The sequence below is a fragment of the Rhodopseudomonas sp. NSM genome (assembly GCF_052445935.1).
Classification (GTDB): domain Bacteria; phylum Pseudomonadota; class Alphaproteobacteria; order Rhizobiales; family Xanthobacteraceae; genus Rhodopseudomonas.
Map to the genome: position 1 here is coordinate 66,528 of NZ_JBQTCH010000001.1, position 20,942 is coordinate 87,469.

The 20,942-nt window shown below is 66.0% G+C and carries 18 protein-coding genes and 1 riboswitch; of the genes, 11 read left to right on the top strand and 7 right to left on the bottom strand.

Annotated elements, in window-relative coordinates; translation table 11 throughout:
- Positions 1 to 23: 23 nt before the first annotated feature.
- Both ACTZWT_RS00290 and ACTZWT_RS00295 read right to left on the bottom strand, forming a co-directional pair.
- Entirely contained in the window at positions 24 to 224 is a 201-nt protein-coding gene (locus tag ACTZWT_RS00290; RefSeq protein WP_444767730.1) for a DUF3606 domain-containing protein, read from the bottom strand.
- 181 nt (positions 225 to 405) lie between these two features.
- Entirely contained in the window at positions 406 to 1,854 is a 1,449-nt protein-coding gene (locus ACTZWT_RS00295) for a tryptophanase (RefSeq protein ID WP_444767731.1), read from the bottom strand.
- A 269-nt stretch (positions 1,855 to 2,123) separates the two neighbouring features.
- Here ACTZWT_RS00295 and ACTZWT_RS00300 point away from each other — a divergent pair, with 269 nt between their 5' ends.
- Positions 2,124 to 2,840, top strand: a complete 717-nt coding sequence (locus tag ACTZWT_RS00300; protein WP_444767732.1) for a L,D-transpeptidase — start codon at positions 2,124 to 2,126, stop codon at positions 2,838 to 2,840.
- A gap of 237 nt (positions 2,841 to 3,077) precedes the next feature.
- On the top strand, positions 3,078 to 4,613 hold the full coding sequence (locus tag ACTZWT_RS00305) for a DUF4403 family protein (RefSeq protein ID WP_444767733.1): 1,536 nt from the start codon (positions 3,078 to 3,080) through the stop codon (positions 4,611 to 4,613).
- 163 nt (positions 4,614 to 4,776) lie between these two features.
- Here ACTZWT_RS00305 and ACTZWT_RS00310 read toward each other — a convergent pair whose 3' ends face one another.
- Positions 4,777 to 5,328 (bottom strand): PRC-barrel domain-containing protein, encoded by a 552-nt coding sequence (locus ACTZWT_RS00310; RefSeq protein WP_444767734.1) that lies wholly within the window; start codon positions 5,326 to 5,328, stop codon positions 4,777 to 4,779.
- Between the two features lie 229 nt (positions 5,329 to 5,557).
- Positions 5,558 to 6,109, bottom strand: coding sequence for a hypothetical protein (locus tag ACTZWT_RS00315; RefSeq protein ID WP_444767735.1), 552 nt, complete (start codon positions 6,107 to 6,109; stop codon positions 5,558 to 5,560).
- A gap of 168 nt (positions 6,110 to 6,277) precedes the next feature.
- On the opposite strand from ACTZWT_RS00315, the gene ACTZWT_RS00320 reads away from it, so the two are divergent.
- Both ACTZWT_RS00320 and ACTZWT_RS00325 read left to right on the top strand, forming a co-directional pair.
- Positions 6,278 to 7,000: a response regulator gene (locus ACTZWT_RS00320; protein WP_444767736.1), complete on the top strand. Its 723-nt coding sequence runs from the start codon at positions 6,278 to 6,280 to the stop codon at positions 6,998 to 7,000.
- A gap of 26 nt (positions 7,001 to 7,026) precedes the next feature.
- Positions 7,027 to 8,337 (top strand): ATP-binding protein, encoded by a 1,311-nt coding sequence (locus ACTZWT_RS00325; protein WP_444767737.1) that lies wholly within the window; start codon positions 7,027 to 7,029, stop codon positions 8,335 to 8,337.
- 8 nt (positions 8,338 to 8,345) lie between these two features.
- On the opposite strand, the gene ACTZWT_RS00330 is transcribed toward ACTZWT_RS00325, so the two are convergent.
- Positions 8,346 to 9,845, bottom strand: coding sequence for a hypothetical protein (locus tag ACTZWT_RS00330; protein ID WP_444767738.1), 1,500 nt, complete (start codon positions 9,843 to 9,845; stop codon positions 8,346 to 8,348).
- A 139-nt stretch (positions 9,846 to 9,984) separates the two neighbouring features.
- Positions 9,985 to 10,122, top strand: a riboswitch (TPP riboswitch).
- On the opposite strand from ACTZWT_RS00330, the gene ACTZWT_RS00335 reads away from it, so the two are divergent.
- From ACTZWT_RS00335 to ACTZWT_RS00360, 6 genes are all read left to right on the top strand, one after another.
- Complete coding sequence (locus ACTZWT_RS00335; protein WP_444767739.1) at positions 10,110 to 11,234, top strand: FAD-dependent oxidoreductase; 1,125 nt, start codon at positions 10,110 to 10,112, stop codon at positions 11,232 to 11,234. (Overlaps the previous riboswitch by 13 nt.)
- Positions 11,225 to 11,422, top strand: a complete 198-nt coding sequence (gene thiS, locus ACTZWT_RS00340; RefSeq protein WP_444767740.1) for a sulfur carrier protein ThiS — start codon at positions 11,225 to 11,227, stop codon at positions 11,420 to 11,422. The genes ACTZWT_RS00335 and thiS overlap by 10 nt, the downstream gene beginning before the upstream one ends.
- Positions 11,423 to 11,828: 406 nt before the next feature.
- Positions 11,829 to 12,611: a thiazole synthase gene (locus tag ACTZWT_RS00345; RefSeq protein ID WP_444767741.1), complete on the top strand. Its 783-nt coding sequence runs from the start codon at positions 11,829 to 11,831 to the stop codon at positions 12,609 to 12,611.
- Complete coding sequence (locus ACTZWT_RS00350) at positions 12,598 to 13,206, top strand: thiamine phosphate synthase (RefSeq protein WP_444767742.1); 609 nt, start codon at positions 12,598 to 12,600, stop codon at positions 13,204 to 13,206. Before ACTZWT_RS00345 ends, ACTZWT_RS00350 begins: the two co-directional genes overlap by 14 nt.
- A gap of 180 nt (positions 13,207 to 13,386) precedes the next feature.
- Entirely contained in the window at positions 13,387 to 15,327 is a 1,941-nt protein-coding gene (thiC, locus tag ACTZWT_RS00355) for a phosphomethylpyrimidine synthase ThiC (protein ID WP_444767743.1), read from the top strand.
- Between the two features lie 196 nt (positions 15,328 to 15,523).
- Positions 15,524 to 16,858: a YaaC family protein gene (locus tag ACTZWT_RS00360; protein WP_444767744.1), complete on the top strand. Its 1,335-nt coding sequence runs from the start codon at positions 15,524 to 15,526 to the stop codon at positions 16,856 to 16,858.
- Positions 16,859 to 17,168: 310 nt separating this feature from the next.
- Here the strand turns inward: ACTZWT_RS00360 and ACTZWT_RS00365 are convergent, their stop codons facing one another.
- The gene (locus ACTZWT_RS00365) at positions 17,169 to 17,681 is read right to left on the bottom strand and encodes a hypothetical protein (RefSeq protein WP_444767745.1); all 513 of its coding nucleotides are present in this window, start codon (positions 17,679 to 17,681) and stop codon (positions 17,169 to 17,171) included.
- 401 nt (positions 17,682 to 18,082) lie between these two features.
- Here ACTZWT_RS00365 and ACTZWT_RS00370 point away from each other — a divergent pair, with 401 nt between their 5' ends.
- Entirely contained in the window at positions 18,083 to 19,564 is a 1,482-nt protein-coding gene (locus ACTZWT_RS00370) for a hypothetical protein (protein WP_444767746.1), read from the top strand.
- Here the strand turns inward: ACTZWT_RS00370 and ACTZWT_RS00375 are convergent.
- Positions 19,561 to 20,853, bottom strand: coding sequence for a flavin-dependent oxidoreductase (locus ACTZWT_RS00375; RefSeq protein WP_444767747.1), 1,293 nt, complete (start codon positions 20,851 to 20,853; stop codon positions 19,561 to 19,563). The genes ACTZWT_RS00370 and ACTZWT_RS00375 overlap by 4 nt on opposite strands.
- Between the last annotated feature and the right edge of the window lie 89 nt (positions 20,854 to 20,942).

Below are 20,942 nucleotides of genomic sequence, written 5' to 3' on the forward strand. Positions count from 1 at the left end.
CCGGCGCGGAAAACGACGACCGATCAGCCCTTCTTCGCCAATCGCTTTTCCACCTTCTTGCGGGCGTTGCCGACTTTCTTGACGGCCTTCTTCACCGCCGTCGCGGAGCGGCCGGTCTTCTTGGCCTCGTAGCTGACTTCGTGCTTCTGGCCGCCGGCGACTCTGGCCCGATCCTGGTTCCGCCCGCGCGTCGTCTTGGTCTTGGTGGTCTTCTTCGCAGCCATCGTGTCCTCCTGATGTTGCCGACGGAGCAACGCGCCGAGGATTCGCAGGTTCCGGAGAAATGCGCCGCACAGTGGAACGAATCACTGCGTGATAACCAACGTCTCTCGAGAAGCGAAGCGACGAAGCAATCCGGCTCGTGCACGATGCTGGATTGCTTCGCTTCGCTCGCAATGACGAAACTTACAGGCTGTCGCCGAAATCCTCGCGGAATTTGGCGACCAGCTTGTTTTGCCAGTCCGACACCGGCTCGAGCAGGCCGTAGAAGAACCGCAGCACCTCCGGCTCCTCGACGAAGGTCAGGCCCCCGATCATCCGGCGGTTGGCGTACAGCCAGGCGATGCGGTCGACCGCATATTTGACCTGCGACAGCGTGAACACGCGGCGCGGCATCGCCAGCCGCACCAGCTCCATATTGGCGAAAATCTCGCTGCCATCCGGCTCGCGCTGCTCCGACAGCGTGCCGCGCTCCATGCCGCGGATGCCCGAAGCGATGTACAATGCCGCCGCCAGCGCGCCGGCCGGATATTGCGACTGCGGGATGTGGTCGACGAAGCGCTTGGCGTCGATATGGCAACCGAGCCCGCCCGCCGGGGTGATCACCGGCACGCCGCGCTCCTGCAATTGCTCGACCATGTAGCCGATGAACATCGGCCCCTGGTTGATCATCTCCTCGTCCATGGTCTCTTCGAGACCGACCGTGAGCGCTTCCATCTCGCGGACCGACATGCCGCCATAGGTCAGGAAGCCCTCGTACAGCGGCACCAGCGGCCGCATCTTCTCGTACAGTGCCCGGTCACGGATGCAGATGCCGCCGCCGCGGGCGCAGCCGAGTTTTCGCGCGGAGAAATAGACGATGTCGCACAGATCCGCGGTGCGGCGGGTGATCTCGCGGATCGACAGCGCCCTGCAGTGATCCTCGCGGGTCTTGTTGAAGTACAGATTGTCCGCGAGCAGGCTGGCGTCCAGCACCAGCGGCACGCCGTGCTCCTTGCAGACATTGCTGACGTCGGCGAGGTTTTGCAGCGAGAACGGCTGGCCGCCGATCAGATTGGTGCCGCTCTCCATCCGCACGAAGGCGATCTTGTCGGCGCCGTGCTTGCCGATCACCGCGCGCAGCTTGGCGATGTCCATGTTGCCCTTGAACGGGTTGACGCTGACGACTTCGAGGCCGGCGTCGGTCACCAGTTCCTCCACCGCGCCGCCCTGCAGCGTGATGTGCGCCTTGGTGGTGGTGAAGTGATAATTCATCGGCACCACCTTGCCGGGCGAGACGAACACCTTGGCGAGGATGTGCTCGCAGGCGCGGCCCTGATGCGTCGGCAGGAAATAGTGCATGCCGAAGATCTCGCGCAGCTTGTCCTCGAGCCGGGTGTAGGTGGCGCTGCCGGCGTAGGAATCGTCGGCGACCAGCATCGCCGCCTGCTGGCGGTCGCTCATCGCGTTGACGCCGCTGTCGGTCAGCATGTCGAGGAAGACGTCGTCGTTCTTCAGCAGGAAGGTGTTGTTGCCGGCCTCGGTGATCTTCTCGAGGCGGCGTTCGATCGGCGGCAGGCTGAGCTTCTGCACGATCCGCACCTTGTGCATCTCGAGCGGCACCGTTTCATTGCCGTAGAACTTCACTGTCGCCATGTCGTGCTTTCCCCAAGGCCCGCACCGCGCGGGGCCTTGGGCTTATCGAGCGGCCCGGAAATCCGAATTGCGCCCGATCAAACGGGGCACCGGTCGCATTCACGAACGGTGCGGGAAGACCACAGGAGAAACAAATCCCTACCGCGATGAAACCAAATTCGGTGGTCGACGAAAACCTCCTGAAACGGTTCGGCGGGTACTGATAACGCCAACAAGTCGCCAAAACGGCGCAGGCGCGACACAGGGCGTTTCAAAACAGGGGACCGACAATGACCCATTTCCGGCTGATCCGCGGCGCCTCCGCGGTCGCTGCATTCGCGATCGTGGCCGTTGCCATGACGGGCGCGGCGCAGGCGGCCCAACCGCTTCCCTTCCCGTTCCTGCCGCTGCTGCCGCAACCGGTGGCGATGCAGCCGCTGGCCTACGCCCCGGTCGAACAGGCCGCACCGCAGCCCCAGGCGGCGCCGCAGGATGACGAGGACGGCACCGCCGCCCAGCTGCCGGCCCGGCTCAAGCGCCAGATCGTCAGCTACGCCACCCGCGAGGCGCCGGGCACCATCGTCATCGATACCCCGAACACCTATCTTTACTACGTGCTCGGCAGCGGCCGAGCGGTCCGCTACGGCATCGGCGTCGGCCGCGACGGCTTCACCTGGTCGGGCGTGCAGTCGATCACCCGAAAGGCGGAGTGGCCGGACTGGACCCCGCCGCGGGAGATGATCGCGCGCCAGCCCTATCTGCCGCGCCAAATGGCCGGCGGCCCGGGCAATCCGCTCGGCGCCCGGGCGATGTATCTCGGCGGCACGATCTATCGCATCCACGGCACCAATGCGCCGTCGACGATCGGCACCCAGGTTTCGTCGGGCTGCATCCGGCTCACCAATGACGACGTTACCGATTTGTATGCGCGGGTCAGCGTCGGCGCCAAGGTGATCGTGCTGCCCGACGGCCGCCGCGCCGACAATGCAAAAGGCCGCCGCGGTTAGCGGACGGGACCGACAGCGTAACGAAGGGCGAATGGCGCGGGCGACCGCGCCATTATGTTGTGTCGTATCGTTATGGGGTGTCGTATCGTTGCCGGCGTGTCCCTTGTGACACAGCGGCTGCGGCCGCGCGCATGCATTGTCGCGATTTCACGGGCGCCGCCCGGTTCGCGTCCCGCCTCTGCTGGCGCCTGCCGGCGCGGACCTGTATGGTCCGGCTCGTTTGCCCCCGGGGATTTGATGCGTTTCAAGACCGTCCTGGTCGCATTGGCGATCGTTGCAATCTCGTTCGGCGTCACGCTGAAGGCGTTCGACTGGCTGTCGCCGCGCGCGGTCAGTCCGCCGTCGCTGCAGGCGTTGCCGCCGCTGCCGGCGATCCGTCAATCCTCGGTCGTCGTGCCGGTGATCGTGCCGCTGACCGCGATCCGCGATCTGGTCGATCGGACCGCGCCGCGCAACTTTTCCGGCAAGGTCGACAACCCGATGCCGCAGCTGGTGCAGAATGCCGATATCAGCTGGACCGTGGCGCGCGGCGCCGTTGCGGCGAAGGGCGCGCCCGAACAGGTCACGGTGACGGCGCCGCTCACCGGCACGCTCTCCGCACGGGGCTCGCTCTCGAGCAGCGCCCAGAGCAAGGTCGGCGACACCCTCGGCAAGCTGTTCGGCGACAAAGTCGCCAAGCAGGTCGGCGTCAACATCAAGTCGTTCAGCGCCAATGGCGACATCAAGGGCGTCGTCGCGATCAGTGCGCGGCCGAAGGTGCTGCCGGACTGGCACGTCGACCCTAATCTCACCGCGCAGGTGATCCTGTCCGACTCCAATGTCTCGATGGGCGGCGCAAGGATCGACGTCCCGGCGCAGGTCAAGCCGGTGATCGACAAGGCCGTCAACGAACAGCTCGCCCGGCTGCAGCAGACGATCCGCAACGACGGCGCGCTGGAGCGCAGCGCGCGGCGCGAATGGGCGCGGATCTGCCGCTCGATTCCGCTGCAGGGCGCCGGCGTGCCGAACGGCTTCTGGCTCGAACTGCGTCCAACCAAGGCGCTGGCCGCGCAACCGCAATTCGACGCCGCGACGGTCGTGCTGACGCTCGGCATCGTCGCCGACAGCCGCATCACCACCGCGCCGACCAAGCCGGAATGTCCGTTCCCGGCGCAGCTCGAAATGGTCGCCCCCGACAGCACCGGCGTGAAGGTCGCGGTGCCGATCGACATTCCGTTCAAGGAGCTCGATCGCGTCATCGAGCCGCAATTCGTCGGCCGCACCTTCCCCGAGAACGGCGGAGCCGCCGCGGTCACGGTGAAGCGCGTCAACGTCGCCGCCAGCGGCGACCGCCTGCTGATCTCGATGCTGGTGGATGCGAAAGAACAGAAAAGCCTGTTCGGCTTCGGCGGTGAAGCCACGCTGCACATCTGGGGCCGGCCGGTGCTGAACCAGGAGGATCAGACGCTGCGGCTGTCCGACATGCAGCTCGCCGTCGAGTCCGAGGCGGCGTTCGGCCTGCTCGGCGAAGCCGCGCGCGCAGCCGTGCCCTATCTGCAAAAAGCGATCGCCGAACGGGCGGTGATCGATCTCAAGCCGGAATCGCTGAACGTGCAGCGCCGGATCGGCGCGGTGATCGCGGCGTATCAGCGCAACGAGGACGGCCTGCGGATTTCCTCGGAGATTTCGAGCCTGCGGCTGACCGAGGTGGCGTTCGATTCCAGCATGCTGCGGGTGACCGCGGAGGCCAACGGCATCCTCGAGGTCACGCTCACCAAGCTGAAGGCGCCCTGAGCAGCGCGCTGTTTGCGCGATATCCGGCGGCGAAAAACTGCGGCTGCTCGCAACAAAATTTGCCCGGCGGCTCCGAGCCACCAGGCGAACTTCGCTACGCAAACAAGGCTTCGCAGACAGCCGCCCGGACGCGTCGATCGCGTCCGGGCTTAGATCCTGCTGTTTACGACTTGTTGTACTTGAACTCCGGCATCGACTTTAGCTGGTCCTTGGTGGCGTTGAACACCGCGTGGTCCGGATACCAGCGATCGGTCGTGTTGGCCGTGGTCGCCGCCGAGCCGGTCGTCGTCGCCGGAGCGGCTGCCGTTCCCGGAGCGGCCGTCGTGCCGGACGCCATGTTGTTGTTGGTCCGGTTCATCGCGGTATTGCCGGATACCGGGGTGTTGACGAACTTGATCTTGTCGAACGACACCGCGACGTCACGCTCGCCGACGCCGAGGAAGCCGCCGACGCCGATCACCACGGCCTGGACCCGGCCGGAGTTGTCGATCAGCACTTCGTTGATGTCGCCGAGCTTTTCATTGGCCTGGTTGTAAACGTCGAGCCCCATCAGCTTCGACGTACGCCACTGGCCAGTGTCGGAGGCCGGCGACGGCGCCGTGGTCGACTTCGACATCGTGGTGGAATTGTCGGTGGTGGCGGGGGACTGCGCGAAAGCGGCGGTCGCGAGAAGCGTGGTGCCGAGCAGGCCGGCCAGAACGGTATTGGTTTTCATTGTGTAGTACCCTCCATGTTTGTCGAATGGTCCCGGACAAACGAGCGAGTCTGCACACAGTTCCGAAGGTGGATCGTTTTATTGCGTCAACTACGCACGACAACTGTTCGCATCAGCCGGACACGTTCGAGTTCCATCGCGTGACGTTACGACGCGGCGGCAACACGCAGCAAAGCATCCCCGCCGCGAGGCGGCGAGGATGCTCGCTGGTCCTGACGGCGTCACACAGTCAGGTCTGGTAGTTGACGACCAGCGCGGAGAGAGATGTCGAACTGCCGCTGCTGGTTCCGCTGGAACTGTAGCTGCTCGCAGACGATGCCTGCTGCTCCTGCAGCAGTTTCAGGAACTCCTGCAGCGCATCGCTGATGTCGGTGCCGGAGCTGGACGTGCCCGAGGTCGAGTCGGTCGACGTCGTCGACGTGCTGTCGTCCGGCGGAGGCCCCGGTGGAGGACCGCCGGCGCCACCGGGGCCGCCGGCGAACGCATTCTCGAAAACGCTCTTCAGTTCTTCGGCCTGCTCGCTGGTCAGGTTGCCGCTGGAGACCTGATCGGCGATCAGATCGTCGATCCTGGACTTCATATCATCGGGCGACGATCGCGTGCCGCTGCCGGAGCCGCTCGTCCGGCTGCCCTGCAGCGCGGAGTTGATCTCGGTCAGCGCCGACGACAGCGCGGTCGCATCCGTCGAGCTGACCTGGCCGGCGGAGACTTCTGACGCCAGTTCCTTCTGGAGCTGCTGAAGCGGTGACAGATAACTGCTTGTGGCGGAGATGGAGGTCATGACAAGCTCCGGAGTGCTTTGATCGCGCGCCACGATATGGTTAACGGAATTAACGAGACCTTTTGATCGCTCACGGCTTGATTGCGGAATGTTGCGGCCTTCCGGCGGGACATGTCCGGAAACAAAAAACCCGTTTCAGCTTCGCGGGGATTCTCGGTAAACGGCCTCATGAGCATCGCCCCACCCCACATTCTCGTCGTCGAAGACGACCGCGAGACCCGCGCGCTGATCGCGAAATACCTGCGCAACAACGAATGTCATGTCGTGACCGCGCAGGACGGCCGCGAGATGGATAGCCGGCTCGCCGACCAGCGCGTCGATCTCGTCGTCCTCGACGTGATGTTGCCGGGCGAGGACGGCCTCAGCCTGTGCCGCCGCGTGCGCGCCGCCTCGCCGCTGCCGATCATCATGCTGACGGCGCGTGGCGAGGACGTCGACCGTATTCTCGGCCTCGAGATGGGCGCCGACGACTACCTCGCCAAGCCGTTCAATCCGCGCGAATTGCTGGCGCGGATCCGCTCCGTGCTGCGGCGGCAGTCGCTGGCCCAGACGGCCAGCGCCACCTCGGGGGCGACCGCACTGGCTTTCCTCGGCTGGCGGATCGATTTCCGGTTGCGCGAGCTGCGCAATCCGGACGGCGCGCTGGTGGCGATGACCAGCGCCGAGTTCGACCTGCTGCAGGCGTTCTGCGAACGGCCTGGCCGGGTGCTGTCGCGCGAAGCGCTGCTCGATCTCACCCACGGCCGCAACGCCGGCTCGTTCGAGCGCTCGATCGACGTGCTGGTCAGCCGGATCCGCCGCAAGATCGAGCCCGATCCGCAGAGCGTCAGCATCATCAAGACAGTGCGCTCCGGCGGCTATATGTTCACGCCCGCCGTCGAAACGGTTTGATCGAGGCCGCTGCGGCCGGAGGCTTCATGCTCGAGCGGCTCGGCCGGTTTCGTTTCAGCGGGATTCGCAGCCAGATCGCGGTGCTGGTGATCGCTTCGCTGATCGGCACCCAGTTGCTGATCATGGCGACCTTCCTGCTGCGCGGGCCGGACCGGTTCGGCCCGCCCGAACATCGGCGCGCCCAGTTTGAAATCTCGGTCCTTCTGATCGCGGCGACGCCCGAGGAGCAGAGGCCGCAACTCGTCGAGCAGATTACCAGAACTTTCCCGCACCTTGAACTCCGCCTGCTCGACGCCGCCGAGGTGCCGCCGCGGTCCGACCTTGACCTGCCGGAAATCCGCGAAGTGGCGCGCGCGCTCGGGCCATTGGCACGGGTGTTCGCGCTGCCCGGCGGGCAGACGCCGCAGGTCGGCATCGCGCTGCCGGACGGCACCGCGATCGCCACCGCGATTCCGGAAATGCGCGGCCGGCCGCCGATCTCCAGCGGGCCGTGGCTGAGCGCGTTCCTCGGCGTGATCATCAGCCTGGCGATGTTCGGCTTGTGGGCCGATCGCGCGTTGTCGACGCCGCTGTCGGGCTTCGCCAGGGCCGCGGAGAGCTTCAAGCTCGACGGCACCGACGAGCCGCTGCCGGAAAGCGGCCCGGATGAGATCCGCGCACTTGCGCGGGCCATGAACCGGTCCCGCAACCGGATCACGGCGCTGATCGACGACCGCACCCGGACGCTGGCCGCGATCGGCCACGATCTGCGCACCCCGATCACGCGGCTGCGGCTGCGCAGCGAATTCATCGAAGACGCCACCCAGCGCGACAACATGCTTCGCGACCTCGACCAGATGCGGGCGATGCTCGACGCGGTGCTGTCGTTCCTGCGCACCGGTCGCGCGCTGGAGCCGATGACGCGGATCGATCTGGCGAGCACGCTGCAATTGATCACCGATCAGTTCGCCGATCTTGGCCACAAGGTGACTTATCTGGGGCCCGAACATGCCGAATTGCTGGCGCGGCCGGACGATATCCGCCGCGCCGTGACCAATCTGGTCGACAACGCGGTTCGCTACGGCCAGGACGTCATCGTCCGCCTGGAGGCATCGCCCGGGCGCGTCACGATCGAAGTCGAGGACGACGGCCCCGGGATTCCCGAAAGCTGCAGGGCCGACGTGATCGAGCCCTTCGTGCGCGGCGACGACGCGCGCAACATGGACGAGACCTCCGGCTTCGGCCTCGGCCTCTCGATCGCCCGCACCATCGCGCAGAACCACGGCGGCGAACTGACGCTGAACGACCGCAAGCCGCACGGCCTGATCGTGCGGCTCGACTTGCCCGCGCAGGCGTAGCGACGCGCTCAGTTCGCCGGCGTGACCTTCGGCTCGACGCTGTGCACGGCGCCCGGCCTGCGCAGATGGATCGTCGCGACGTCGTCGGAATAGATCTTCTGCCAGCCGTCGATGTGATCGAGCAGATGGGTGGCCGCATCCTCGGTGCGCAGCAGCGTCGCGTCGATGTTGTAGTCCGCGAGCAGCCGGAACAGTTTCTCCGGCGGCTTCAGCCGGACCGCGGCGTTCTGCTCGACCACGAAGGACTCGCCGTACAGTTCGGTGCGGCCGTCGATGAACGGCGCGACGCCGTTCGCGATCAGATAGCCGCCGAAATCGTAATCGTTGAACACCCGCTGCACGCCCAGCGTCTTCAGCTCGGTCACCGCCGCCGCCGGCGAATTCGCCGGATGCGGCGCGAAGCGATGCAGCGACGCGAACGCCAGCGTGCCGCCGAGCGTGAGCGCGACCGCCGCCGCCACCGCGCCGAGCGACCCGGCGGCCGACCCGCGCGCAGGCCCCTGTTCGCCTGCGACCGCGCCACCGATCTGCCGCGCCAGCGGCGCCGCGATGATCAGCGGCGCCAGCAGCGCCAGCACTTCGATGTTGCGGTTGGCGCTCAGCGCCATGTGCAGGAGGCCGAGCAGCATCAGGATGCGCACCGGCGGCAGCGTCACGCCGCGCCACAAGGCCAGGCCGAGACCTCCCAGCAGCGCGACTTCGAACGCGCCGATCTGGGAGAAATTCGCCGGCGCCCATTCGCCGATCGTCGCCAGCGCGCCGCCGAGCGACAGGATGCGCTGCGACGCCAGGATCGCGTTCCAGCCATACGGATTGGCGCAGCTCACGATCAGCGCCGCAACGCCGAACGCGCCCCAGCGCAGCAGCAGCGACAGCCGGCGCGACGGCGCCGCCGCCAGCACCGCGTCGAGCGCGATCGGCGCCACCAGCGCGATGCCGAGCACGAAGCCGCCATGCAGATTGGCCCACAGCGCCATCAGCGGCAGCAGCCAGAACGACGGCGCGGCGCGGCGATCGGCCGCCGCCATCAGCGCGCCGACCCACGCCACCATCACCGGCATCGCCAGCACATGCGGCCGCGCCAGCATATGCGGCGCCATCAGCGCCACAGCGGCGGCGACGAACACCAGCGTGGTGCTGCCGCGCAGGCGCTGGCCGAGCCAGCGCGCATACAGCATGAAGGTCGCCGCCAGCGCCGCGGCCGACAGCACCACCGGCCCGGCCCAGCCGGCGAGTTGGTAGCTCGCCGCCAGCAGCACCTGCGACAGCCATTGCGTCGACATCCACGGCTGGCCGGCCATCGTGAAGGAATAGACGTCGGTCTGCGGCACCGCGCGATGGTCGATGATCCACTGCCCGAGCGTCACCTGCCACAGCGTATCAGGGTCGTTCAGCAGCCGGTCGCCCGCGACCAGCAGGAAGGCGTAGACCGCGACCCCGATCCACAGCGGCAGCGCGCTGCGCCGCGCGCCGGCGAGGTCGCTCGAATCAGCGGTGAGGATCGTCATCGGCGGTGTCCGGTCGCGGGTCGAGGTTCCGCGATCAAACACGCGGCCGGATAATTTGAAGTAAACCGCAGGGCCGGGCCGATGGAACTGGCCCTCGCCCAAAGGCACGTTGACACCGGGGGCGATCGGCCTACATTGAGTCCGTTCCGAGGGGGGCTCCGACGAGGAGCTGAGATACCGCAAGCTCGCCGCTTCTGTTGAAGTTGAGCGGGACCGCGGTGACCCTTTGAACCTGATCCGGGTCATGCCGGCGAAGGGACAGGGATGTACCAGACCATCGAAGGCCAGCGCGGGGCCGATTCCGCGCATCATCATATAGCTATCGATCAGGACGCCATTGCATCCGTTGCCACCGACGAGGCCGCTGCCGCCTTGCGCGGCACGCCGCCGGACCTGCGCAAGGACGCGCCGGTCTCGGTGATCGGGGCCGGCATCGCCGGCGCCTGGCAGGCGCTGCTGCTGGCGCGCGCCGGCCGCAACGTCACGCTGTACGAGCGCGGCGACCGCGAGATGACCCAGGCCACCAGCCATTGGGCCGGCGGCATGCTGGCGCCGTATTGCGAGGCCGAGACCGCCGAGCCGATGGTCGGCCTGATGGGCATGCGCTCGCTGGAGATGTGGCGCAAGGAATTCCCCGAGACCGCGTTCAACGGCTCGCTGGTGGTGGCGCATGCGCGCGACCGCGCCGATTTCGAGCGCTTCGCCAAGATGACCGCGGGCCACAAGCGGCTCGACGCCGACGGCGTCGCCGAACTGGAACCGGCGCTGGCCGGCCGCTTCCGCGAGGGCCTGTACTTCCCCGACGAAGGCCATGTCGAGCCGCGGCTGGTGCTGGCGCGGCTGCACCAGCGCCTGGTCGAGGCCGGCGGCGCGATCCATTTCGAATCGGAAATCACCCCGGAAGAACTCGACGGCCTGGTGATCGATTGCCGCGGCCTCGCCGCGCGCGACAAGGCGCCGGAGCTGCGCGGCGTCAAGGGCGAGATGGTGGTGATCAAGACCACCGAGGTGACGCTGTCGCGCCCGGTGCGGCTGATGCATCCGCGCTGGCCGCTCTACGTCATCCCGCGCGAGGACAATCACTTCATGCTCGGCGCGACCTCGATCGAGAGCGAAGACGAACTCGTCACCGTGCGCTCGGCGCTGGAGCTGCTCAGCGCCGCCTATGCGGTGCATCCGGCGTTCGGCGAGGCGCATATCGTCGAGATCGGCGCCGGGCTGCGCCCGGCCTTCCCCGACAATCTGCCGCGCATTTCCATCGGCAACCGCCGCATCGCCACCAACGGCCTGTACCGCCACGGCTTCCTGCTGGCGCCGGCGCTGGCCGAGAAGATGCTGGCCTATGTCGAGCGCGGCGTCGTCGACAATCAGGTGATGCGATGCTTGTGACGCTGAACGGCGAACAGCGCGAGGTGACTGCGACCAGCGTCGCCGCGCTGATGAGCGAACTCGACTGCACCGGCGGCCACTACGCGGTCGCGATCAACTACGACGTCGTCCCCCGCGGCAAATGGGACGAGACCGCCGTGAACGCCGGCGACGAGATCGAGATCCTGACGCCGAGGCAGGGCGGATGAGGATGATGACTAATGCCCTCCGCGCTTCCCGACGTCATCCTGAGGTGCGCGCCCTCTTGGGCGCGCCTCGAAGGATGGCCGCAGGCACCTTCTTCGCGGCACGTCATCCTTCGAGGCGCGCAAGCGCGCACCTCAGGATGACGGGCAGTGCCGCTCGCCACGTCCCGCCGTCATCGCCCGGCTCGACCGGGCGACCCAGTATCGCAGAGCGCCTGCGATCCATCACCGCCGCCCTGGACTACTGGATCCCCGCTTTCGCGGGGATGACGATGAGCGCAGCGAAGCGTTCGGGTGACGGGGCGCCTCCGCGCAGCCGAGAGGCTGAGACTCGCCGAGACGCCCCCTCACCCCAACCCTCTCCCCGCACGCGGGGAGAGGGAGTGCGCCGCGGCACTGGAGATGCTTCATGGTGAAATTCTACGATCGCGAGATCTCCTCCCGCCTGCTGATCGGCAGCGCGCTGTATCCGTCGCCGGCGATCATGCAGGACGCGATCCGCGACAGCGGCGCGGACATCGTCACCGTGTCGCTGCGGCGCGAGGCCGCCGGCGGCAAGGCCGGCGATCAGTTCTGGTCGCTGATCCGCGAGCTCGGCGTCACCGTGCTGCCCAACACCGCCGGCTGCCGCAGCGTGCGCGAGGCGGTGACCACGGCGAAGCTGGCGCGCGAATTGTTTGCGACCTCCTGGATCAAACTCGAGGTGATCGCCGACAACGACACGCTGCAGCCCGATGTCGTAGGTTTAGTCGAGGCCGCCCAGATCCTGATCAAGGACGGCTTCGAGGTGTTTCCCTATTGCACCGAGGATCTCAGCGTCGCGCTGCGGCTGGTCGATGCCGGCTGCCGCGTCATCATGCCGTGGGCGGCGCCGATCGGCAGCGCACGCGGCATCGTCAATCGCGACGCGCTGAAGCTGCTGCGCGACCGCCTGCCCGATATCACGCTGGTGGTCGACGCCGGTCTCGGCGCGCCGAGCCACGCCGCCGAGGCGATGGAGCTCGGCTACGACGCCGTGCTGCTCAACACCGCGATCGCCAGGGCCGAAGACCCGGTGGCGATGGCCCGCGCCTTCAGGCTCGCGGTCGAAGCCGGCCGCACCGGCTTTGAAGCCGGGCTGATGGGCGCCCGCGATTTCGCCTCCCCCTCAACCCCTGTGATCGGGACCCCGTTCTGGCATGCCGTATCCTGATCGTTTCTATCCCGTCGTCGACAGCATCGCGTGGGTCAAACGCCTCGCCGCGCTGGGCGTCGGCACCGTGCAGCTGCGCGCCAAGGACCTCGACGACGGCGCCGCGCTGCAGCTCGTCACCGACGCGCTCGATGCGGTGAAGGGCACCGAGATCAAGCTGGTGATCAATGATTACTGGCGCGCCGCGATCGTCGCCGGCGCGCGGCATCTGCATCTCGGCCAGGAAGACCTCGCGACCGCCGACCTGCACGAGATCCGCAGCGCCGGGCTCACCCTCGGCCTCTCGACGCACGACGATTCGGAGCTGGAGACCGCGCTGGCCGCCAACCCGGACTACATCGCGCTCGGACCGATTTTTCCGACCACACTGAAATCGATGCGCTTCGCGCCGCAGGGCATCCCGAAGATCACCGAATGGAAGCAGCGCGTCGGCAACATCCCGCTGGTCGCGATCGGCGGCATCAAGCTCGAACACGCCGAGGAGATCTTCGCCGCCGGTGCTGACTCGATCGCGGTGGTCAGCGACGTGACGCAGAACGAAGACCCCGACGCGCGCGTGCGCGCCTGGCTGGACTATGTTGCGGAGAAGGCGTGAGCCGCGGCACAAAGGATGTCGCCGTCACCCTGAGGTGCGAGCCGTCTTCGGCTCGCCTCGAAGGGCGACGGCGGGAGCACTGAATTCGTTGCGGTCTTCCTTCGAGGCGCGCAAGGGCGCGCACCTCAGGATGGCGGACTGACCAAGCGGCCCGAATAACAACACAAACAGGAGGATGGCATGAATATCCGCTCCAATCCCGACACCACGCGTCCCGCCGTCACCACCGGCGGCCTGCCCTCCTCCCGCAAGATCTATGCTGTGCCGGCGACGGCGCCGGATCTGCGCGTGCCGCTGCGCGAGATCGTGCTAAGTGAAGGCGCCGGCGAGCCGAACCTGCCGGTGTACGACACCTCGGGCCCCTACACCGATCCCAGCGTCACCATCGACGTCAACAAGGGCCTCGCGCGCGCCCGCACGGCGTGGGTCAAGGAGCGCGGCGGCGTCGAGCAATACGAAGGCCGCGACATCAAGCCCGAAGACAACGGCAATGTCGGCGCCGCGCATGCGGCGAAGTCGTTCACTGCGCATCACCAGCCGCTGCGCGGCATCGGCGACGCGCCGATCACGCAATACGAATTCGCCCGCCGCGGCATCATCACCAAAGAGATGATCTACGTCGCCGAGCGCGAGAACCTCGGCCGCAAGCAGCAACTGGCGCGCGCTGAAGCCGCGCTCGCCGACGGCGAGAGCTTCGGCGCCAGCGTGCCGGCGTTCATCACGCCCGAATTCGTCCGCGACGAGATCGCGCGCGGCCGCGCCATCATTCCGGCCAACATCAATCACGGCGAACTCGAGCCGATGATCATCGGCCGCAACTTCCTCACCAAGATCAACGCCAATATCGGCAACTCGGCGGTTACTTCGTCGGTCGAGGAGGAAGTCGACAAGATGGTGTGGGCGATCCGCTGGGGCGCCGACACGGTGATGGACCTCTCCACCGGCCGCAACATCCACACCACCCGCGAATGGATCCTGCGCAACTCGCCCGTCCCGATCGGCACCGTGCCGATCTATCAGGCGCTGGAGAAGTGCGAAGGCGACCCCGTCAAGCTGACCTGGGAGCTGTACAAGGACACGCTGATCGAGCAGGCCGAACAGGGCGTCGATTACTTCACGATTCACGCCGGCGTGCGGCTGCAATACATCCACCTCACCGCCGATCGCGTGACGGGCATTGTGTCCCGTGGCGGCTCGATCATGGCGAAGTGGTGCCTGGCGCATCATCAGGAGAGCTTCCTCTACACGCATTTCGATGAGATCTGCGACCTGATGCGCAAATACGACGTGTCGTTCTCATTGGGCGACGGCCTGCGCCCGGGCTCGATCGCCGACGCCAACGACCGCGCCCAGTTCGCCGAACTGGAGACGCTCGGCGAACTGACGAAGATCGCCTGGGCCAAGGGCTGCCAGGTAATGATCGAAGGCCCCGGCCACGTGCCGCTGCACAAGATCAAGATCAACATGGACAAGCAGCTCAAGGAATGCGGCGAGGCGCCGTTCTATACGCTGGGCCCGCTGACCACCGACATCGCGCCGGGCTATGACCACATCACCTCGGGCATTGGCGCTGCGATGATCGGCTGGTTCGGCTGCGCGATGCTGTGCTACGTGACGCCGAAGGAGCACCTCGGCCTGCCCGACCGCAACGACGTCAAGACCGGCGTGATCACCTACAAGATCGCCGCCCACGCCGCCGACCTCGGCAAGGGCCACCCCGCCGCCCAGCTGCGCGACGACGCGCTGAGCCGCGCCCGCTTCGACTTCCGCTGGCAGGACCAGTTCAACCTCGGCCTCGACCCGGACACGGCCAAAGCCTTCCACGACGAGACCCTGCCCAAGGAAGCCCACAAGGTCGCGCATTTCTGCTCGATGTGCGGCCCGAAATTCTGCTCGATGAAGATCACCCAGGACGTCCGCGACTACGCGGCCGGATTGGGCGACAACGAGAAGGCGGCGCTGAACCTCGCCGGCGCGGGCTCGTTCGGCAGCGTCGGGATGACGATGTCCGGCGTGATCGAAGACGGCATGGCGCAGATGAGCGAGAAGTTTCGGGATATGGGCGAGAAGCTGTATCTCGACGCGGAGAAGGTGAAGGAGAGCAACAAGGCGCTGTCGTAAGGCGGCGGGCTCTCCCCACGCACAACGTCATGCCCGGGCTCGACCCGGGCATCCAATTGAACAGCACCGCCGTGCGAAAAGCCCGGCCGCTGCTCGCCTTTACGCATTATCGATACAGCCACGACCTTAGCCACACTATGCATTGAGGTTGAATACGGAAAAGGGTAGGAACTCCAAAATCATTTGGAGAATCTTCATGTTGGATGAAATTGCAAAAGATGAAGTTGCGGCAACGGGAGCATCCAACCAAGCCATGTTTGATACCGCAATTGACTACGAAGCACTAATCAGAACTCGCGAGCTGATAAAGACCGAATGGGACAATCTCTCAAAGCAAGAAAAAACACGACTTGGCGATCTAAGTAGTTTTGAGACAGAGAAAGGACTTCCGAATCTGAAGTCTCCGGACCTACAGCCAGCTCGAAATCTCTATCTCGTCACCAAAGAAGTCGAAGCCCGCTTGAATTCGACCGACGATCTACGACTATTGCCAATTGACGCGATTGATTTCGACGATTCAGTACTGGAACTTGCAGAGAGCCTGGAGAATGTAGCCGACATTCGCGAATTGTATAAGCTGAGAAAGAAGACAGTCAGTAGAGACAAGAAAGGCGGGATAAATCTGGAAGAAGCGGGACGATTGAAGAACTGCTTCTCTCAAGGCAGAGAGCTATACATAGCCGGCAAGAACGGATCACTTATGGTGAAGCCGTTGAATTTCTTCTACGCTTTGACTGCGTATGCATATGGCATAATAGTACTCAATAATCCACTACGCTTTCGAAAAGACAATCTTCCCGGCTCTCATGGGCTAGCGTATTCGCCGACCGATATTCAAGCTCAATTTGGAGGGGATACTCCGCGAGGCACTTTCAGCGATCTTGCGACGGCCTTTCCAACTCAACTTGTCAAAACTCGAGGCCTAGAGATTAATCTAGATTGTCGGGATTCGTTGAAGAAGTTCTACGAAATAAGACACAGTGTCAGCCTAGGGACATTGCTAAGCCTCGTCCCCGAAATGGCCGACTACTATAAGCTCACGACAAGGAAGCATAGCCGCTGCTACCCCTTGGAAATAATCAACGCGAATGATGCACGGACTTTAAAGTGGGAGTTTCACATTGGGGACGGAGAATCGAAACCTCGGCCAGAGATTGTGGAAAATTCATTCTCTGGTTTTGCGACAGCAGAACGGCACGGGAAAATTGTGGTCACCATTCCCGCCACCGAGGCTCACCAAATCAAAGCGTGCATTTATTCAGACATCTACGGGAATTTCTGGTTCATCGACAATCCGTTCTTTCCTGTGATCTTGCCAGAAGTCTGTATTCACTTCCTCATAACGAATATGTTTTCGAATATCATGCGCTACCGCCCGGACGAATGGGGTAGCGTCCTCACCAACGAAGTATCTTCCGGCGTATCTCTTCTCACACGACACTATTTTTCGTCACTACAGCGCAAGTTCTTCATTATTGTCCTGAGATCAATGTCCCGTTGCGTCCCCTATGTTTCCATCCAACGTTCTTGATTGCCAACCATTGAATGCAGCCCGTAACAACCATTAAACCGCGATTGTTTTTCGACCCATGGGGAGCCGCGGTTGACGACGGTGTTTGCGTAGATGAGGAGCTTGCGAGCGCAGGCGACGAGGACGTAGTTGTGTGCGTAGCCTCGGGCTCTGAGGTGGGCGTAGAATGCGCATAGGGTCTTGTTCCAGCAAGCGTAGGGTGGGCAAAGGCGCGCTTGCGCCGTGCCCACGCGTTGCGCTTCAACGCCAAGCTGGTGGGCACGCTTCGCCACCCTACGCACTACGCACTGCGCGCCTGCCGGCTACGTCGCTACTTCACCGCCGCCCGCATCGCCTTCCAGTCGAAGCTCTTCGCCGTCGTCAGGGCTTCGTCTTCGCCGAGGCCCTTGAACGCCAGCGACAGCGCGGCGGCGGGGCCGAGCGCGACGATGATGGTGCCGGACTTGTCGCTCGGCTGGAACGTCCGCGTCACCTTGAAGCCGTCGATGGTCGCGGTGCTGACCGGGCCGTGGCTGGCCTCGGTCTTCATGCCGGCGCCGCCGGACGCCAGCCGGCTCTGCGCCGGCGGGCCGGCGAGCAGCTGGACGCTGACATGCACCTCGCCGCGCGCGTAGCCGCGCTGCACCACCACGATCCGGCTGCCGCCGTCCTGCATCGCCATGCCGCCGAGTCTGCTGGCTTTCCAGCCCGGCAGCTCGACAAGCAGCGGCGCAAACGGCTCCAACCCGTCCCCGGCGCGCACCGAGGACGACGGCGCCAGCGCCGCCGCGACCAGCGCCGGCAGCGCGACAGCCAAGCCAAACAGACGACGACGCGCGATCATCACACCCTCCGAATCCGAGACAGCGGCGGCAACCTAGCAAGGCCGCCGGCCGCGGCATTGATCCGGGTGCATGATCGCCGAAGGTCGCAGCGAGCCGACAGCGCCGGCGTGGTCGCGCCGATCTCGCCGCGGTCGATCTGCGTCACCCCTTCCTGGCGTGACCCACGCGCATGCTGCAGCCCGTCGGGCGGATCAGCGCAGCGTCATCCGCCATTTCTCCGGCACAAGCTCAGTCGCTCGGCGGGTGACGTCTTCGGCTGACAGCCGTAGGTCGAGCCCGCGGATGACGCTGTCGAGTGGCGGGGTGATCCGCGCGTCCGCGGCACATCGAGGATGGCGTGCCGCCGCGCGGCGTGGCACACCCGTTTCACCGCTGATCGCCCCGACGGGAGCCCCGCCGCGTGCCTGCCCTCGCTCCGCCGAGCCTGTTCCTCGCCCGGGCCGCTCGCCTCGCGCCAGCCATGCGCGTCCTCGCCGCGCTGCTGCTGCTGATCGGCCTGTCGGTCGCGGTGACGCTGCCCAGCGGCTACAATTCGGATGCGCTCTACGTCTATTCGCAGGCGAAGGATCTGATCGCGTTTCAGTCGCTGCGCGGCTGGACGTTGTCGGCGATCCCGTTCACGGTGCCCGATCTCTTGGCCGCGCTGCCGATCGCGGCGATCGTCCCCGGCCCGCGCGCTTATTACTTCTCCGCCGCGCCGGTGCAGATCGTCGTGCTCGGCGTTGCGCTGTCGGCCCGGCTGGCGCGGACGCAGCGGCGACCGTTCGACCGGACGATGCTGGCATTCGCGATCGGCGCGGCGTTCGTCGTGCTGCTGTACGGCGCTGCGTTCTATCCGTTCGGATATTTCGCCGTGCAGCCGCTGTTCATCCTGAACTACCACGGCTTCGCGGCGATCTGCGCGACGCTGCTGGCCGTCGTCGCCTGCGACGATGATTTCAGGTTGCTCAGGGAGCATCTGCCGGCGACGCTGGTCGCGGTCGCGCTGCTGACCGCGTCGGACTTTTTCTTCGCGGTCTATTTCGGCGCGATGCTGGCGGCGGCGTTGCTGGTGTCACGATCCCGGGCTTTGCTGCTGCCCGTGGTCGCCGTCGGCGGCCTGTCCGCCGCGGTGTTCGCCGGCTCGTATTTGCTCAACCCCTCGCTCGGCGTCCATATCCGGGAGAGCGCCGCGACGCCGGTGGAGCTGGGATCGTGGCAGGTCGCGGCGCGCATGATCGGCCTGATGATCGTGCCGACGGCGCTGGTGCTGGTGCTGCGGCTTCGCGGTGCGCTGTCGCGGCGCAGCCTGATCCTCTACCTGTCACTGCTCGTGATGCTCGCGGCGCTGGCGGTCGCGGGACTCATGAAGGACCTGTCGGCGTTTCGCTATCTGGCGATCCTGGTGCCGGTGTCGCTCGTGCTGGTGCTCGACATCGTCGCCGACGTCCCGGCAAAGCGCGAAGCGACGCTGCTCGTGGCGGCGGCCGCGAGCGTCGGAGCAGCGCTGACGGTCGTCGGGCTGAAGCCGTCGTCGGCGCTGTCGCCCTATCGCGACGAGATCGCCTGCATTGACGCGGCCGATCGGCCCGGCTCCTCGATCGCCGCCCAATACTGGCCGGCCAAAATCGTCTTCGAAGGCACCGGGCGACGCCACAATCTGGTCCAGGTGGGCGCCGCGCTGGAGCCCTGGGACTGGATCAGCAACGCGCGCTGGCGCTCTCTGCACCACGGCGGTCGCACCACCTTCGTGGTCGCCGACCGCCTCGACCAGCAGGCGCTGACGCGGCTCGCGCGCGAAGCTGAAGCCGAAGCCATCTGCGGCGGAAAGCTGTTGAAGATCGACCGCCCGCCGGCGGAGCTGAACGTTCTGAAATGGGCGGCTCCCGCAGCCGCGCGCTAGGCCTGCACGGCCTGCCTTACCCTCGCCCCCGGCGCAATCGTCGGCGGCGCGGCGTTCAGCGTCTCGATCGCGAAGCCCGCCGCCGCCTTGTAGCCGGCCATGAAGGCCGCGCGTTCCTCCGCCGGGATCACCTCGTCGATATCGTCGAAGGTGCCGCCGCAGCGCTCGTCGACGAGGTTCAACAGGCCGAACGGGCCGGCGCCGCGGTTGCGCAGGATCAGTTGCGAGATCGGGCCGCACATCCTGGTATCGAACGCCGCCAGCGCCGCTTCGTTCGCGCCGTGCGCGACCATCGCGGCGCCGAGTTCGCGGGCGTCGATGATCGCCTGGCTGCCGCCATTGGAGCCGGTCGGATACATCGCATGCGCGGCGTCGCCGATCAGCAGCACCGCGCCGTCGCGCCAGGTCGACACCGGGTCGCGGTCGATCATCGGATTTTCGAACGCGCTGGTGGATTCGCGTATCAGCGCCGGCACGTCGAGCCAGTCCCACACCCAGCCGTCGAAATGATGCGCGAAATCGCTGGTTGGCACTTGCCGGAACCAGCCCTGCTGCTTCCAGCCCTCGGAATTGTCGAGCGTCACTTCGGCGATCCAGTTGATCATCGACAGCCCGGTCGAAGGATCGGGATGCGAGATCGGATAGATCACCACGCGCTGGCGATGGGTGCCGAGCCCGATGAACGAGGCGCCGGTGCGGGTCGGCTTGCCCCAGGTGGTGCCGCGCCACATCACCGCGCCGCCCCAATGGATCGGCGGCTGCTCCGGATGCATCTGCGCACGAATGGCGGAGTGAATGCCGTCGGCGCCGATCAGCAGCGCGCCGCGATCCTCCGACGTGGTGCCGTCGACGTGCTCGATCCGGACGCTGACGCCGTCGGCGGTGTTGCTATAGCCGGCGACACGGCAGCCGGGCTGCACCGCGTCGGCGCCGAGCCGCCTCACCACCTCGTCGTGCAGCAGCATGTGGAAGGCGCCGCGATGCACGGCGTATTGCGGCCAGGCATAGCCGGCGAGCTGGCCGCGCGGCTCCGCATAAATGTCGTTGCCGTTGAGGCCGACCAGCGCCCATTCCCTGGCCGGCAGGCCGACGCGGTCGAGCGCGGCCTCGCCGATGCCGAGGTCGCCGAGCTCGCGCACCGCATTGGGCTGCAGATTGATGCCGACGCCGAGCGGCCGCATCTCGCGCGCCGCCTCATAGACCACGCAGGGCACGCCGATCTGATGCAGCGTCAGCGCCGTCGCCAGCCCGCCGATGCCGCCGCCGGCGATGATGACCTTGTCGCTCATGATTTGCGCTCGCTGCTGGAAAAGCCCGGGCCTGCTCTATCCAGCGCGCGCGACGGGCGCAACCCCGCGGCGACCCGGTTGGCAGGGAG